Below are 16,046 nucleotides of genomic sequence, written 5' to 3'. Positions count from 1 at the left end.
TTGTTAAGCTATTCATATAGGTAGTACCCAATAAATCGAATAAAAGTCCAATCCATCGTTGGGTCTTTCGATATCCGCATTAGAATAATGGGAGTACTGTACTGTAATTCTTGCTTTACTATTAGCGCTATACTGCCAAGACAATCCTACGCGATCTTCAAACTGAAATTGTGTTGATAAACGGCGGTCGCTAATACGGGTTTTATCAAAATAACTACCGCCGATGCCGGCCTCTAAATAGAGTGGCGTGGCGCTTTCGGTCAATTGCCATTGGAACACAGGTGACACGGTCAATGCGGTGATGTTATCCGATGTGTCATTTGAGTCCTGCCAATGATTGAGACCCATCTCGAGACTTACTTGCGGGCTGCCTGCCCAATCTAAAAAGCTGAATTGCGTACTCTCAGTGCGGTAGCCAATTCGTGCACCACGCAATTGGTCGGTGGAATACGAAGCGGATACGTGCCATTCATCGGCTTTTACAGGTAATAAAAAGGTTGCGGCTGCCAATGCGACAGCCGCGGTTTTGATACTGCTCATACTACTTCCTCTCACATACAGGTAATGATACATACGTGACTGTATGTAAAAGGATCAGAAAAAATTAAGCTTTTCTTAATGTGAGATTCACACGTGTTTGTTGCGTGAGCGGGTGGGTGCCTTCGACGAGTTTATCAATTCCATGATAATTGAGTCGGCTAGGTCCGCCCCAAACTAATACATCACCGTGATTAAGGGGAATACGCTGCTTTGAGCCTGTGCGCGTTTGACCCGCCCAAATAAAACGCGCGGGCAAGCCAAATGAAAAGGACACCACCGGTTGGCTAAGATCTGACTCATCGCGATCCTGATGCAGTCCCATTTTAGCACTGGGTTTGTATACATTTATTAAGCAGGTATTAGGCAAAAATCCGGGGTAGCCTGCTTGTTCAGCGACTTGTGTTGCGTCATTAAGCAAAATCGACGGCATTTCAGGCCAAGGTTTATCTGACTTGGGGTCGGTTGCTTGATAGCGGTAGCCTTTGCTATCCGAAACCCACCCGAAATCACCGCAGTTACTACTCAACACTGACATCGTCTTATTGCCAGGCGTCATAAAATGACGAAGCGGCGCTTGACGCACACACTCACGTATCGCCACCAGTATATCCGCAGCCTGTTCTGAGGCATGATTCGGAAAGAGCCATGCCCCAGGCGCAAACTCAATGGGTTCAGACGCGTCCAACAGAGGCATTAAAGCGTCCCATACAGTATCAGACCTGCAATTAACCAAACGCCGGCAATAATACAAAGACCGTTCATCAGAGAGTCGCGCCATGAGTTACTGCTACCATGGTCGTGATCATGATGATGGTGGTGTTCGTGATGGTTATGTTGCTTTTTCTGCCGCTGAGTCAAATAGATTAAACCCGCGCTCACAGCTAAAAAGATCAGGTTAAGAATGAACCCGTAGTCGACCGAGAAGAACGCACGTTCGGTGATTTTTTGTTGTTGGGAATGGTCGGGCAGGGCGTCAAAAGCAAACAAGCCATAATGCAACGTTAAGGCGGTTAATACCAAACAGACGAATAACATCAGGGCAATGTATAACGCCATTTTCCAACCGTAGTACTTAGCGTTGATACGCAACACTGGCAATACGATTAAGTCGGAGAATATAAACGCCATGACGCCCGCAAAGGCGACTCCCTCACCGTATAGCACTGCGGCGAGCGGAATGTTACCCATTGAACCAATAAAGGTGAAGAACGCGGCTAAAGGACCCACAATGGTCTGTTGTAGCACTTCCAAAAACGATGCGTCAGCGACATTGGCGCCAGAACCTTGGAATAACCAGTTAAAAAACTCACTGGGTACAAAGGCGGAAATGATACCCGCAGCAGTGAAGCCAAGAAGCACGTCTTGCCACACCATCTGCCATTCCATTTGGTATTTTTTTGCGACTTGTTGCCATGTTTCGCGTGTCAGCAAGGCGCTCCATGGCTTCGTTGAGTTGTCCTCATCTTCAGCGTTTTCGTTTTTGCGAGCCGATTTAATCAAACCCGTAGGTGATGTCAGCTTAATATATAGCCAAGCAAAAGCGATAAGTAACACGCCACCAATATATTCACCTGCGACAAACTGCCAACTCAAGAAGATCGCAATCACGAACCCAAGTTCGATAACGAGGTTGGTGGATGCAAGTAAAAATGCCATGGAGGCGGGGAAGGAGGCGCCTTTATTAAACAAAGCGCGCGTTGTTGAAAGCGCTGCGAAACTGCAAGAGCTCGAAATAAACCCAAAAAAAGTGCCGAGTGTCATCGATTTAGCTGAGTCGTCACCCATCAGGCTTTTCATATGTCCACGACTGATCATGACCTGAATAAGACTACTTATTAGATATCCGAGCGCGAACGCCCACAAGGCCATCCAAAAGAAGCCAACACTGGTGTGTGCTGCATTTGCCCACTCTTGTAAAAAATTCATGGCTAATCCTTGTTTGTGATTTTCCTCTGCATTATGAGTCTGTGTTCACGCAGCCCGAGGTAATGCTCAGCCTTTCTAACAACTTCGAAACCAAGTTTTTGGTATACGCTGATTGCGGCTGCGTTGCTTGGGGCGACGCTTAGAAGGACACATGTCACCCCCTGCTCATCTAAACTACGCAAACTATCGCTTAACAGTTTTGTGCCCACGCCACGGCCTTGGCAACCTGGCTTTACTGCGGCGGACATCAACCATAATGTATTGGCCTTTTCGGCCGGCGCGTACATGGCATACGCAAGGATGTCATTGTTATCACGACAAATAAACTGAGAGTTCGGCCATTGATGTGCGGCCTGATAGAACAATAGTTCAGGATAGGCGAGGTTATCGTAGAGCTGTTGTTCGATAGATACCACCTTTGCAATCGCGTGACGATCTAAATTAAAGCGCTCAGTCTTTAGGCTGGAATTGGGCATATTGGCGACTCCTAGGATGCATCGATATCTTTGACTTGTAACTTAAGCCAGTTAAGTAGCGCGACGAGCGCAACGGAATAGCGACGCTTTTTACGATACTGCGCATACACAGCTACACTCCGTGACGACTCAGTTTTGCCCAAAGTGTGCCAGTCTGATAATGATGGATGCTGTGTCAGTTGTTCATCGACAATAGCCACTCCTTGATATGTGTGTGCCAAGTCGAGCGCCATAGTCGTATCGGCACATTGATTAATAGTCAGCGGGTGAGTGCGGTTTGTGTGCTGTTCTATCACTCGTTGATGCATGGGGTGTGCCTTATCGACAAACCACGTTGCCTGAGTCGAGTCACAATTTGCATCGGGGCTGATCGCGACATAACTCGGTTTATAGAGTGTGGTTTGCTGTATTTGCGTATCCCGTAAAAGACTTTGGCTGATAAGCAGATCAATGTTTTCGTGTTGAATTTGACTCGCCCAGTCAGCTTGCTGTGCATCATTGACTTGCTCATCGCTACGAACAAAGCTGAGTTGGATATGTGGGTAAATCGAGTGAAAGTCAGCAAGGCGATCTTGTAGCCAGTAACGTAGACGCTCAGAACTAATAGCCAGTGTAAGCCGGGTAATGTTATGATCCGCGGTGGAGCGGGCACGTTGTATGGTGTGATCTAACTCGCGAAAAATACTTTCGAGTGCGGGGGCAAGCTCTAATCCCGCCGGCGTTAGTGCATGAACACGGTTGTCGCGTTGAAATAAGCGCATGCCTAACTGATTTTCGAGTGTCTGAATCTGTCGTGTGACAGCCGCTTGGGTGACGCCCAACTGCTGAGCGGCTTGTTTGAAGGTGCCTGCACGCGCCGCGACGTCAAACACGCGCAGAGCATTCAGCGATAAGTTTGATTTAGTGCTCATAGTTGACCAGTTTTATTTAATTTGAATTAACTAAAAGTTAACCTTAATTGCATGGAGGCGCAAGTCGTGTCTTATTGGGCTGAGTTTATTACTATTGCCACCTATCATCTGCTCGCCGTTGCAAGTCCTGGTCCAGACTTCGCGGTGGTGACGCGTTATAGCTTATCTTACGGTCGCAAAATCGGCGCGTTTGTGAGCTTGGGCGTAGCCGCAGGTATTATTTTGCATGTGACTTATTCACTGGTGGGTGTAGCCATTATTATTAAACAAACGCAGTGGTTATATGCAGCTATTTTGACAGCGGGTGCGCTCTATTTAGCCTACATGGGCGTGGGCGCATTGCAGTCAAAACCGAAACCTGCGCCCGACACCCATGAGCACGACCCGCAACGTCCGTCTGAAAGGCGCGCGTTTATGACGGGCTTTATTACTAATGGGTTGAATGTCAAAGCAACGTTGTTCTTTCTGACATTGTTTACTGTAGTGATTAGCCCTGACACACCATTTGCTTGGCAGTTAAGCTATGCCATTTATTTAATTCTCGCCACGGGCGTATGGTTTTTGTTTCTGTCCCGAGTGCTGTCGTCGGAGCGCGTATTTAAACGCGTGTGGCGTTACATGCACTGGGTTGATCGACTCATGGGTGTGTTATTGATTGCCCTCGCTGTGCATTTATTCATTGATGTACTCAGCGAACTGAAAATTATTGTTTAAGCCGATGAGCACTGGGTGCGTAACCCAATGAATAGCGTTATAATTGAACCGATTTTTATGAGATGTAAGCGAGAGCTATGCTGTTATTTGTAGATGATTTGACCGTGATTGATTGTTCTTACCTATGTGCCGAGCGCGGCATCGTGGGCGAAAGCTGGATTGTAGATATTGAGCTCGATGGCTCACTTAATGAACAGTCGATGGTGCTTGATTTTGGTCGCGTGAAGAAGCAGATCAAAGCGATTATTGATCGGTCAGTTGATCATAAGCTACTGGTACCGAGTAGCCACGCATACACACGTGTCACACACTCTGATGACGACGAGTCTCACTGGGTTGACTTTATGCGTCCCGAAGGGCGCTCGATTCATCTATTTTGTCCTGCTGAAGCCTTTGCTTATATCGATGCGGAAAAAGTGGATGCACTGACCGTGACCGACTACTTACGCGCAGTAATAAAACGCGAATTGCCCGGTAACGTACAAGGATTGCGCTTGTCGCTGCGCCCCGAAGCAATCGATGGCTTCTATTATCATTATACGCATGGGCTCAAGAAGCATGACGGTAACTGCCAGCGTATCGCTCACGGTCACCGTTCAAAAATTCAAATTGCGTTGGATAATATTCGTCAACCAGTGCTCGAGAAACAATGGTCTGAGCGATGGGCTGATATTTACATTGGTTCAGAAGAAGACAAAGCAGAGATTAAACGGTTACAGCGGTCAGAATCGGCTAAGCAGCTGAGTGAAGCGACTCATGTGGGTTACAGTTATGTTGCTGATCAAGGCTTGTTTGAATTGATCGTACCTAAGAGTGAGAACGATTTTATTGATTCGGACTCTACGGTGGAGTGTATTGCAGAGTTTATTGCTGCAAAAATCAAACAAGACCATCCTGAGCAACGTGTACGGGTTAGAGCGTTCGAGGGAGTAGGCAAAGGAGCAATTGCTTATGCTTAACCGTTTCAAAGTGATTATCCCACTATTATCGATAGTGAGTATTGCGTTTGGCAGCGCAGCTAAAGCGGCTCAGGAAGAGACACCCGTGACATGGTACGGCGAGTTGACTCAGGGGGCGTTGCTGATCGGTCAAGTTGAGCCCAACTCAGAGGTAGTTTATCAAGGTGAGCGCCTTGATATCAGTGATGATGGTTACTTTGTTATTGGTTTTGGTCGCGATGCTGCGTTAAATCAAACCCTTGAAGTGGTTGAAGGCTCAGAAAAAACACCGATTAATCTGACTTTAAGCAAACGCGAATACAAGATTGATCGAGTTGAAGGTGTGCCGCAAAAAACAGTCACCCCGGATCCCGAGCAGGTTAAACGCGCCAAGGCTGAAGCAGCTAAAGTATGGCGTGCTCGCCAAACTGACTCGAAACGAATGGACTTTATGACCCCGGTACGTAAGCCTGCGGAAGGGCGTATCAGTGGTGTTTATGGTTCACAGCGATTCTATAATGGTGAACCTCGCCGCCCTCATTATGGCGAAGATATTGCCGCACCGACTGGAACCCCCGTCTACGCGCCTTGGAGTGGTGTGGTGACGCTAGCAGAACCTGATTTGTTCTATTCAGGTGGCACACTCATTATCGATCATGGGTACCGTGTGAATACCACGTACCTGCACCTAAGCAAGCTCTCGGTTGAGGTCGGTGATACCATTCAGCAGGGTGAAAAGATTGGTGAAGTAGGCGCATCGGGCCGCGCCACGGGCCCACACCTTGATTGGCGCGTAAACTGGGGCAATGAGCGCCTCGATCCTGCACTATTACCCCAGCTATATCCTCTCGTAAATAACTAAAGGTTGGTTTTCAACCAATCATTAAGATACTCAGGCTGCGTGATAGAAAGCACGTAGCTTGTTTTCTTAGGTGCTTGCCAAGTCAGCTTTAATGTTCGCAATTCGTCACGTCTAAAGGCGTGCACAGTAACGCTATCGCCCGGCTTGAATGCATCTAATATTTCGTTGATGTTATCGCTGGTAACTTGGAGATGGTCGATGGCTATTAAGCGGTCATTGGCTGATAACCCTGCTTCATAAGCGCTTTCATCGTGGTATACCTGCGTTAACTCCAATCCTTGAGGATGGTTTTTGTAACGCGCTCCTAAGGTCACTTTAGCGGACTTTTCGGGTAATTTGCCGTTACTTTGTAAGTCGTTGGCGGGCACATGTCGTGACACCTTTACGCCAAAATTCTCTAACAGCTCTGACACGGGCAGTTGCTCACGAGAATATAAAGCGTCGTGAAGGAACTCATTCACGTCAAGGGCTGTATAGTGGCTCAAGTATTCGAAAAAAGTGTGATCTTCAGTACCTTCGCCGGTTTTACCGTACCGATGCCAAAAGTCATGCATTATTTGCTGTAAATCGAGTTGATGATCGCTTTGTAGACGAATGGTTAAGTCCAAACACAAGGCGATAAGAGCCCCTTTAGCATAGTAACTAACAATGCTATTGGGCGCGTTTTCATTCTGTTGGTAGAACTTGGTCCAAGCTAAAAAGCTCGATTCAGTCACGGATTGTTGATGCTGTCCGACACCGCGTTCAACACGCGCCAAGGTGTTGCCCAGCAAACGTAAATAACGATCAGCAGAAATAATGCCGGCACGATGAAGTAGGTAATCATCAAAATATGAGGTCATGCCCTCGTAGAACCACAGTTGTTCTGTGTAGGTTTCTTGCTCCAGCGGGTAGGGAATAAAAGCTTTAGGCTTCAGCGTTTTAATATTCCAGCTATGGAAATACTCGTGGCAGCATAAGCTTAAAAACGTCTCATAGTTATCGTCTACCTTAGTCTGCCCAGGTTTAATGAGGTCCTTGCGGCTGCACACCAGCGCAGTCGAGTTGTTGTGCTCAAGTCCGCCAAATCCATCGCCTACGACCATGGTTAAGAATGTGTAGTGCTTAAAGGGTGCGGGTTCGCCAAACATTTTTAGCTGATATTCACAAATACGCGCTAGGTCAGCGGTGATGCGCGAAGTATCGGCTTTGTGTCGGCCGCTCAGTACTAACGAGTGTTTTATTCCATGGGCAATAAACTCTTCAATGGTCAGTTCACCGAGCAAGAAAGGATAGTCGATTAATTTATCGTAGTTTTCCGCTTCAAATTCACCCCAACCGTGCGCATTTCCGGATACGCGCGGCATACCGGTTGCAATACGCCAGTGTGCGATGGCATCGCTTGGCTCGAGGCTCAAGCGACAAGGGTTTTGCTCTTGCCCGGCGACGGCAAGACAGAGTGATGTGTTGTTGAAAAAGCCTTGTAGTTCGTCAAGATAAGCGCTTCGCACGGAGAGGTCGAACGCGTATACTTGGTACTTTACCTGAATAGCATGCTCCGAGGATTCAAGGCGCCAGCGGTTTTTGCTGATTTGATCGAGCTTAAGGGAACGTCCATCGCTTTCTGCATAGATACCGACGATATGTTTGCTAAAGTCGCGTATGAGATAACTTCCCGGTATCCAATTAGGTAGCCAAAGTTCTTGACCATTGGGATCGGGCTTTTCAATATGCAGCGAGACCTCAAATAAATGACCTTTGGGGTCAATTGGGGTAATCTGATAATGGATCAAACGGATACTCCTTTGCTTGACAGTCAATGACTTATAGCGAACATATTAGCATACTTGATTTTATTAGTAGGGGATTGCATGGCAGCAAAAATCAAGCAGTTGACGGTAGGGCAGAAAGTTGAAATACAAATTTCTGGTCTCAATGTACCGGCACGTTTTCAAACCGAGTTTATCGGTGCTGTTTTAGGACGTTGGTTCATTGTCAATATGCCTGATTCTAGGCGTTATGGAGAGTTACGGGAGCATCTTTACGAGGGCGTTCCGATTATTGTTCGCTTTGTTCTTGAGAACGAAAACGGCGAAATTTGTGCGTTTAGAAGTGATATTGACTTTGTCGTCGCCCACCCAACCAAAATGTTGTTTTTAGACTGGCCTAAGCAGGTTGAAAGTCGCGTTATTCGTCAGGGTCGACGCTTTGACGCTTACTTACCTTGCAAGGTATCGCGTTTGTCTGAAGATAATTCGGTGGATGCGTCCGTTGAAGCTATTATTCTCGATGTTTCTGAAACCGGGTGTAAATTACAGTACGTCAACGCCGAAGCGGCTGCCGACGATACCGCCAGTCCGATTAAATGGGAGACAGGACAGCGGGTTAACATTACGGTTAATCAGAAGTCTGGCAACACTGTTGAATTGGGAAGTATTGTACGTCAAGTAAAGGCTGCAGAAACTGAAACGACGCTAGGTGTTCAGTTTAATAGTCAGCAAAAAGAGGCTATTAACAGCTTGTTTTCCGGCAGCTTAGTGGATATTGATGCGCTCTCGCGGTCGCAGTCCTAACTTATAGCTCGCTCAACGAGAAGGTTTCAAGGTTGTTAAAATCATTGCTCAGCAAATCATGGTTTCCAAGTTCGGACCGCGGCTTTTGGCTACTGCAATTCGGCGGATGGGCAGGGTATGCATTAGTCAATTATATCGGTTCCTTAATGCATGAAATGCGCGATATATATGGTGTTGTACTTGTCTTAGGGGCTTACTCTGGTTTCTTGCTTACGCTTCCGTTACGGTATTTTTACCAACGCGTTTGGGAATGGCATCCACTGTTATTAATGTTTGTTGTTATTCTTGCAAGTTACATTACCGCGTGTCTCTGGGCCGTGGTCGATAACGCGACATATTGGGAGATTTATAAGTTTGGTTTTACACCAGACAGTCATCTTGCCTATTTTAAAAATAATATAGCCAAGTTCTACATCGTATTGAGCTGGAGTGGCTTATATTTTGGTATTAAATATTACCGTATGTTGCAAAACGAAAAACAGAAGGCGCTGATGGCTTCCTCAATGGCGCACCAAGCGCAGTTGAAAATGTTGCGTTATCAACTCAACCCCCACTTTTTGTTCAACAGTCTTAATGCAATTTCTACGCTGATCTTGGTCCAAGATACAGCTATCGCCAATAAGATGGTTAACCGCTTGAGTCATTTCTTGCGTTTCTCGCTCGACAACGATCCCATTAAGAAGATCACCTTAAAAAAGGAAGTCGAGGCGTTGATGTTGTACCTCGATATCGAAAAAGTGCGCTTTGATGAGCGCTTAGAGATCCTGATAGATGTGAGTGATGAGGCTAAACGGGCATTGGTGCCGAGTTTACTTTTTCAGCCGTTAATTGAAAATGCTATTAAGTATGCAATTGCTAAAACTGAGGAACAAGGCGTATTATCACTAAAGGCTTACGTTGAGCGCAATCGCTTAATTGTGCAATTGTGTGACAATGGACCTCATGCTCCTGAACAGCCTGAATTGCTGATGAAGAATGCAGGCGTGGGTCTTAAAAACACACGCGAGCGATTAGCCGCGCTCTACGGTGATGAATTTACGTTCAGTATGACAAAAAATGAACCACAAGGCTTATGTGTTGAGATCGTATTGCCTTTTGAAACGTTGGAGAGTGTATGAGTCGTAGTTTTACTGCTTACATCGTGGACGATGAGTCTTTAGCACGTAAAGGACTGGCGATCCGATTAGAATCATTTGACGAAATCACGTTGGTAGGGCATCAGGGGAACAGTCGCGAAGCGGTTGCTGAGATCAGTGCGTTGAAGCCCGACATTGTATTTTTGGATATTCAGATGCCCGGTTTGAACGGGTTTGATGTGCTAAAGTCTTTGCAACAATGTATGCCGACGTTACCCGCGATTGTGTTTGTTACGGCGTTCGACCAATACGCGATACGTGCTTTCGAAGTGCGTGCTCTGGATTACTTGCTTAAACCTGTTGATGAAGAACGTTTAGTAGAGACTATCGAGCGAGTGAAGCAAGAATTAGAACCCAATGAGTTCGATGCGACGCAGCAGAAATTAGTCAACTTGGTCGCCGAGGTTACTGGCGAAGACTGTGATGTTATTCTGGAGCGTTTAGCAAGCGGTGACGACGTTCCGATGAGTCGTTACCCGGAACACATTGCGATTAAAGACAGTGGCGAGATCACGCGAGTACCCGTGAATGCTATTGAGTGGGTTGATGCGGCGGGTGATTACATGTGTATTCATGCGAGCGGGGAAACGTTTATTCTTCGTCGAACCATGAAAGAGCTTGAAAAAGAATTAAATCCTCATTTATTTCAGCGCATCCATCGTTCTGCCATCGTTAATGTGAACCAAGTCGAAAAATTGTGCACGCGTCAGAATGGTGAATATCATATTTCGCTTAAGAATGGTCAAAAACTAAAAGTCAGCCGTAGTTACAAAGATAGGATCAAACAACTTATCTTAAACTAATGCGTCGAATTTATACGGCAGTACTTTGTTTATCTGCGTTGCTAATAGGCTGTACCGCACAGTTTGGTTATCGTTATTTAGACACTTTTATCGAGTGGCAACTCGATGATTATGTTGAATTAACTGATGACCAACAAACGCGCGCATCGAGGATTATCGATGAGTTGCACCAGTGGCACGCTACCCAACAAATTCCTCAGTATCGAATGCGTTTACAAAGTTTGCGGCAGGCGCTTGCTGAAGACACAGTCGATAAGGAACTCATCGCACAACTTGAAAGCGATGCGTGGTATTTTTGGCAGCAGATTAAGGACCAAATAGCGGCGCATACTGCGTTTCTGAATGAGCTCTCAGTTGATCAAAAGCAGCAGTTAATTACCTCGATGCAAGAAAAGCTTGATGAGCAGCGCGAGGAAGAAGCGGAAGAGGGCGATGACTTATTTGCTTCTTATGATCGCGTTAAGCGTCGTCAAGAGGCTTTGGAAGAGCGGCTAGGCTCACTCACCGATGAACAGCGCCAGTTGGTCAAATCCTGGGTATCTGAGTCTGACGCTGTTCCTAATGAGTATGATTGGTTAGCTTACCGCCAGCGTTGGCTCGATAGTTTCAAACAGGCACTATTAGCATCGCCTATGCAGGCTAAGGTGATAAAGTCGCTGATTACGGACCCTGAACAAATGTTATCAGAGGCCCAGCAGGATAATCGCCGCGCAAAAAGCACGATTCGCCATCGTTATCTTGCCAAGCTCAGTGGAAATCTAACGCAAGAGCAACGCGAGAACCTCATCGAGCAGCTTGATGAATATATCGAGTTATGTCGTGACATTGAGGCGCACTTCGGCGCGTGACGCCGAAGTGCGGTCAGCTTACTGAACCTCGATAACTTTACAGGTATTGCTTGAGCCAACGGTTTCCATGACATCGCCGTGTGTAAGCACAACGAGATCACCTTTTGCAACATGCCCCAAACCCTTTATTACCGCAATCGCGTCTAATATCGGATTTTTTGATTCGGTTGAGTCAAATTGAATAGGGTATACGCCTCTGTACAATGCACACTTATGACGACTACCCGAGTGACGAGATAGCGAGAAAATAGGCAAATGAGAGGTAATACGAGACATCAATTTAGCCGTAAATCCGGATTCCGTGAGTGCGATAATTGCTTTTACACCCGTTAGGTGGGTGGCTGCATACATTGCGGACATGGCCGCCGCCTCGGAAATACTTGAAAAATGTTCTTCTAAATCGTGATGTTTAAGTTGGGCACTTGGATGCGTTTCTGCACCCAGACAGATTTCAGCCATTGCTTTTACGGTTGCAACTGGATGTTTGCCTGCCGCCGTTTCAGCAGATAGCATCACGGCATCTGTGCCATCTAGCACTGCGTTGGCAACATCCATCACCTCTGCGCGGGTTGGCATCGGATTTTCTATCATGGACTCCATCATTTGGGTTGCCGTAATAACGACTTTATTGAGTTGGCGTGCCCGACTAATTATCAGTTTTTGTTTACCGACGAGTTGTGCGTCGCCAATTTCGACACCTAAGTCACCCCGTGCAACCATCACAGCGTCGGATGCTCTTATAATCTCATCCAACGCGTGCTCCGATGCGACGGCTTCTGCACGTTCAATTTTGGCACAAAGTACGCCATTCCCGCCTGCCGCACGTAATAGCTGACGCGCCTCGTTAATATCGTCACCGCTACGAGGAAAAGAGACTGCCAAATAATCCACACCGATTTGTGCGGCTGTTTTTATGTCTTCTAAGTCCTTTTCTGTCAGTGCTTTTGCAGAGAGTCCGCCACCGAGTCGATTAATACCTTTATTATTCGATAACTGACCGCCAACAACGATCAGCGTATGTACAGCAGACCCATCGATACGTTCAACTTGCAAACGAATTCGGCCATCATCCAGTAGGAGGATGTCACCCGGCTCAACGTCATGTGGTAGTTCTTTATAATCAAGTCCGACAATGTGCTCATCACCCGATTGGCTATCGTACTGGGCATCGAGGGTAAACTTTTCACCCTGCGAAAGTGTGACTTTGTCGTTTTTGAAGCGTGCTACCCGTATCTTTGGGCCTTGCAGATCACCTAAGATAGCGACATGTGCTTTTAATTCAGCGGATAGCTTACGAACCATTTCAGCACGTTTGATATGGTCGTCCGCCGAACCATGAGAGAAGTTTAGACGTACTACATTAGCACCTGCTTGTATAAGTGATTTAAGAACACTAGGGTCATCAGTAGCAGGACCTAGGGTGGTAACGATCTTTGTACGGCGCAACATGTAAAACTCCGAGCAGCTGAAAGTGATTAGATGTTAAGTCTAACACAGTGTTTGTTAACAAGGTAAGACAGAACAGAGACATAGGTGAGTCATGAGTAATCAACAAAGCGATACTAATTGGAACGACCTGAGTGATGAACAATGGCGTGAGCGATTAACACCTGAGCAATATCAGATCCTGCGTCAACAGGGTACCGAGGCACCATTTAGCGGCGACTTTATTCAGGTAAATGAACACGGTGAATATCACTGTGCTGGCTGCGGGCAATTATTGTTTACTGGACAACAACAGTTTGAAGGTCATTGTGGCTGGCCAAGTTTTGATGAAGCTATCGATGGAGCTATCGAATACCGTGAGGATAGTAGTCACGGCATGCAACGTATTGAAATTGTCTGTAGCCGCTGTAAAGGCCACTTGGGTCATGTTTTTAACGATGGCCCAACGGAAACAGGGCAACGCTATTGTGTTAATTCGTTGGCACTGACCAATCGGGGCGAAGATTAAAACGTCCCTCCGTGATTCGGTCTGTGAGTCTGTCAGCAATGTCACGAAGTTGCTTTTTGCGCTCATCGGGTTGCGTAAAAATATCATCGAGCTGCTCTACATCGAGTACCTTGGATTTGAAATTGACGGCAACGAGAGACCAGACATAGGCTTTATCAACCGCTCCTTGGTTTAGGTAATAGGTTGCTAAAGATTCGGGGATCTCGACATTGAAGCGTTGACCCGGTTGATACAGCCGTAATGCGCGATAAAGATAGGCAAGCATTTTATCGGTGTTTTCTTTCGCGTAATAGGTGGCTAAAGCAAATTGTAGTTCAGAGGTTTGCATGATGGGTGCCCCCTCAAGCGCTAATAAACGTTTGAGTGCCGCTTGGTTGTTGCGGTTCGCCCAGTGCCAGTAGAGTAATAAAGGGTGCTCACTTTGACGAGTCTCTTGCGCTCGCTTTTCGATATTGCGCAGACTATTAATATAAGCTTCGATACGATGTGATTGCTTTTCCTTGAGCTTTTTGTGTTCAATCGCCGAAGCGAGCTCAATGCACTGAGAGTAATTTTGTAAATCCTTCAGTAAATAATATTTACTTTCTGCAGATGGATTCATCTTATGACTGTAGCGCGTTAATATCAGCTGACGCCGTTCAGCATTGCACCAATTATCTTGATTTAAGTCTGAACACATAGTCGGGTCGGAGTTACAAGCTTCACGGACAGTTATTGGGCGATCGCCACACCCGACGACGAGCGACGCCAACACGACACTGCAGACTCCGATAATATATCCATATTTCATCGCTATTTTCCGTTAAGTAAACGAGTAACTAATAACTTGGCCAGCATAGGTTGGCTTATCTGTGCGCTTTTCAGTACAATATGCATCGAGATTTTTTGAGCATATCATACCATGAGGACTTAGCTAATGAATGCTAACCAGCAGGACCCGACACTCTCAAGTTGGCAGGAGCGCCAAGAGTACGCAGAACTCATGCAGCCATTGATCGGTAAATTGTACCGTAACTTTGGTGTTGAGATTCTTGTTTATGGTCGTTCACTTTTAAACGTCTCGACAATCAATATTATCAAAGCACATCGTTTGATTCGCCGTTATGAAGGTCAGAAAGTACGTTTACGTGAGAGCTTCCCATTCCTAGAGGCTATGGCAAAAATGCAGATGGCGCCGGCACGTGTCGATCTCGGTAAACTTGCTTACGGTTATCACCACGGTGGCAAAGCCGACGGCTTATCAATTGAAGACTATTTGCGTCGTGAATTGAGTGACGTTGTTGATGCAGACGATAGCATCGAACCACGCGATATCGTGTTATACGGTTTTGGACGTATTGGACGCTTATTGGCGCGCTTACTGATTGAGAAGAATGGTGCGAACAATAAAATGCGTTTACGTGCGATAGTTGTCCGTGGGGGTCGCGAGGGTGATCTTGAAAAGCGTGCGAGCTTGCTACGTCGCGATTCAATTCATGGCCAGTTCAATGGTTCTATTACTATTGATAAAGAAACAAATAGCATCAAAGCCAACGGCACCTCAATTAAAGTCATTTATTCCGATGGCCCTGATCAAGTCGATTACACGCAGTATGGCATTGATAATGCAATCGTAATTGACAATACCGGTATCTGGAAAGACGAAGCAGGTTTAGGTCTCCACCTTAAATCTAAAGGTGTCGCTAAGGTATTGTTAACTGCGCCTGCAAAAGGTGACATCAAAAATGTCGTGTTTGGCGTCAACGATAGCGACATTTTAGAAGATGACCGGATTCTCTCTGCAGCAAGCTGCACAACCAATGCAATTACGCCAGTACTTAAAGCGGTTCATGATGAGTATGGCATTGAAAATGGTCACGTAGAAACGGTTCACTCCTACACTAACGATCAAAATCTGATTGATAACTACCATAAAGCAGAGCGTCGCGGTCGTTCAGCGCCCCTCAACATGGTCATTACCTCAACCGGAGCGGCTAAGGCCGTTGCGAAGGCTTTTCCTGCATTAAAAGGCAAATTAACAGGTAATGCGATTCGTGTACCGACGCCTAATGTGTCCATGGCTATCATGAATTTGAATTTAGGCCAGTCAACTGATCGCGAAGCGTTGAACGAATACCTTCGTAAAACCGCTTTGCATTCTTCTCTTGAAAGCCAGATCGATTACACTGCCTCGACTGAAATTGTGTCGAGTGATTTGGTAGGTAGTCGCTATGCGGGTATTGTTGATTCACAAGCAACGATCGTTGAAGACAACCGCGCTGTGTTGTATGTGTGGTATGACAACGAATTCGGCTATAGCTGCCAAGTTGTGCGTGTTGCTGAGCAAATGGCAGGTCTTAAAGTGCCAAACTTGCCTCGCTAAATGCGAAAAATCGAAAAAAGCGCC

At 46.4% G+C, this 16,046-nt stretch carries 17 protein-coding genes; 9 read left to right on the top strand and 8 right to left on the bottom strand.

All coding sequences use genetic code 11. From position 1 onward, the window contains the following. Positions 1 to 12: 12 nt before the first annotated feature. The 5 genes from AWU56_RS08295 to AWU56_RS08275 form a co-directional block, all read right to left on the bottom strand. On the bottom strand, positions 13 to 540 hold the full coding sequence (locus AWU56_RS08295; RefSeq protein ID WP_272978812.1) for an acyloxyacyl hydrolase: 528 nt from the start codon (positions 538 to 540) through the stop codon (positions 13 to 15). A 64-nt stretch (positions 541 to 604) separates the two neighbouring features. After that, positions 605 to 1,234 (bottom strand): DNA oxidative demethylase AlkB, encoded by a 630-nt coding sequence (gene alkB / locus AWU56_RS08290; RefSeq protein ID WP_286682218.1) that lies wholly within the window; start codon positions 1,232 to 1,234, stop codon positions 605 to 607. Next, positions 1,234 to 2,466 (bottom strand): permease, encoded by a 1,233-nt coding sequence (locus AWU56_RS08285; protein ID WP_272978816.1) that lies wholly within the window; start codon positions 2,464 to 2,466, stop codon positions 1,234 to 1,236. The genes alkB and AWU56_RS08285 overlap by 1 nt, the downstream gene beginning before the upstream one ends. 2 nt (positions 2,467 to 2,468) lie before the next feature. Next, positions 2,469 to 2,942 (bottom strand): GNAT family N-acetyltransferase, encoded by a 474-nt coding sequence (locus AWU56_RS08280; protein ID WP_272978817.1) that lies wholly within the window; start codon positions 2,940 to 2,942, stop codon positions 2,469 to 2,471. A gap of 11 nt (positions 2,943 to 2,953) precedes the next feature. Continuing rightward, the gene (locus tag AWU56_RS08275) at positions 2,954 to 3,853 is read right to left on the bottom strand and encodes a LysR family transcriptional regulator (RefSeq protein WP_006955846.1); all 900 of its coding nucleotides are present in this window, start codon (positions 3,851 to 3,853) and stop codon (positions 2,954 to 2,956) included. 66 nt (positions 3,854 to 3,919) lie between these two features. On the opposite strand from AWU56_RS08275, the gene AWU56_RS08270 reads away from it, so the two are divergent. The 3 genes from AWU56_RS08270 to AWU56_RS08260 all read left to right on the top strand — a co-directional run bounded on the left by AWU56_RS08270 (position 3,920) and on the right by AWU56_RS08260 (position 6,367). Then, positions 3,920 to 4,567, top strand: coding sequence for a LysE family translocator (locus tag AWU56_RS08270; protein ID WP_050749996.1), 648 nt, complete (start codon positions 3,920 to 3,922; stop codon positions 4,565 to 4,567). Between the two features lie 77 nt (positions 4,568 to 4,644). Beyond that, positions 4,645 to 5,526, top strand: coding sequence for a 6-carboxytetrahydropterin synthase (locus AWU56_RS08265; protein WP_006955844.1), 882 nt, complete (start codon positions 4,645 to 4,647; stop codon positions 5,524 to 5,526). After that, positions 5,519 to 6,367, top strand: a complete 849-nt coding sequence (locus AWU56_RS08260; RefSeq protein WP_006955843.1) for a M23 family metallopeptidase — start codon at positions 5,519 to 5,521, stop codon at positions 6,365 to 6,367. Before AWU56_RS08265 ends, AWU56_RS08260 begins: the two co-directional genes overlap by 8 nt. Here the strand turns inward: AWU56_RS08260 and AWU56_RS08255 are convergent. Beyond that, positions 6,364 to 8,139 (bottom strand): M61 family metallopeptidase, encoded by a 1,776-nt coding sequence (locus AWU56_RS08255; protein ID WP_272978823.1) that lies wholly within the window; start codon positions 8,137 to 8,139, stop codon positions 6,364 to 6,366. The genes AWU56_RS08260 and AWU56_RS08255 overlap by 4 nt on opposite strands. Positions 8,140 to 8,217: 78 nt before the next feature. Between AWU56_RS08255 and AWU56_RS08250 the strand changes: the two genes are divergently transcribed. Genes AWU56_RS08250 through AWU56_RS08235 form a run of 4 tightly spaced genes read left to right on the top strand, consistent with a single transcriptional unit; the run spans position 8,218 to position 11,706 of the window. After that, positions 8,218 to 8,919 (top strand): flagellar brake domain-containing protein, encoded by a 702-nt coding sequence (locus AWU56_RS08250; RefSeq protein WP_006955841.1) that lies wholly within the window; start codon positions 8,218 to 8,220, stop codon positions 8,917 to 8,919. Positions 8,920 to 8,951: 32 nt separating this feature from the next. Next, positions 8,952 to 10,037 (top strand): sensor histidine kinase, encoded by a 1,086-nt coding sequence (locus tag AWU56_RS08245; protein WP_006955840.1) that lies wholly within the window; start codon positions 8,952 to 8,954, stop codon positions 10,035 to 10,037. Beyond that, positions 10,034 to 10,858 (top strand): LytR/AlgR family response regulator transcription factor, encoded by an 825-nt coding sequence (locus AWU56_RS08240; protein WP_006955839.1) that lies wholly within the window; start codon positions 10,034 to 10,036, stop codon positions 10,856 to 10,858. Before AWU56_RS08245 ends, AWU56_RS08240 begins: the two co-directional genes overlap by 4 nt. Further along, positions 10,858 to 11,706, top strand: coding sequence for a DUF6279 family lipoprotein (locus AWU56_RS08235; RefSeq protein ID WP_006955837.1), 849 nt, complete (start codon positions 10,858 to 10,860; stop codon positions 11,704 to 11,706). Before AWU56_RS08240 ends, AWU56_RS08235 begins: the two co-directional genes overlap by 1 nt. Positions 11,707 to 11,724: 18 nt before the next feature. Here the strand turns inward: AWU56_RS08235 and pyk are convergent, their stop codons facing one another. After that, positions 11,725 to 13,155 (bottom strand): pyruvate kinase, encoded by a 1,431-nt coding sequence (gene pyk, locus AWU56_RS08230; RefSeq protein WP_006955835.1) that lies wholly within the window; start codon positions 13,153 to 13,155, stop codon positions 11,725 to 11,727. A 91-nt stretch (positions 13,156 to 13,246) separates the two neighbouring features. On the opposite strand from pyk, the gene msrB reads away from it, so the two are divergent. Further along, on the top strand, positions 13,247 to 13,660 hold the full coding sequence (gene msrB, locus AWU56_RS08225; RefSeq protein WP_006955833.1) for a peptide-methionine (R)-S-oxide reductase MsrB: 414 nt from the start codon (positions 13,247 to 13,249) through the stop codon (positions 13,658 to 13,660). Here the strand turns inward: msrB and AWU56_RS08220 are convergent. Continuing rightward, positions 13,623 to 14,450 carry a DUF2989 domain-containing protein gene (locus AWU56_RS08220; protein WP_006955831.1) on the bottom strand — a complete coding sequence of 276 codons (828 nt, stop codon included), beginning with the start codon at positions 14,448 to 14,450 and terminating at the stop codon, positions 13,623 to 13,625. The genes msrB and AWU56_RS08220 overlap by 38 nt on opposite strands. A gap of 126 nt (positions 14,451 to 14,576) precedes the next feature. Here AWU56_RS08220 and AWU56_RS08215 point away from each other — a divergent pair, with 126 nt between their 5' ends. Beyond that, positions 14,577 to 16,022: a glyceraldehyde-3-phosphate dehydrogenase gene (locus AWU56_RS08215; RefSeq protein WP_006955827.1), complete on the top strand. Its 1,446-nt coding sequence runs from the start codon at positions 14,577 to 14,579 to the stop codon at positions 16,020 to 16,022. The last annotated feature ends 24 nt before the right edge of the window (positions 16,023 to 16,046 follow it).

Origin of the sequence: Idiomarina sp. T82-3, from assembly GCF_001577655.1 — a bacterium.
Taxonomy (GTDB): Bacteria; Pseudomonadota; Gammaproteobacteria; order Enterobacterales; family Alteromonadaceae; genus Idiomarina; species Idiomarina baltica.
Note: the sequence above shows the minus strand (reverse complement) of the source record. Positions and strands in the feature narration are given on the sequence as shown.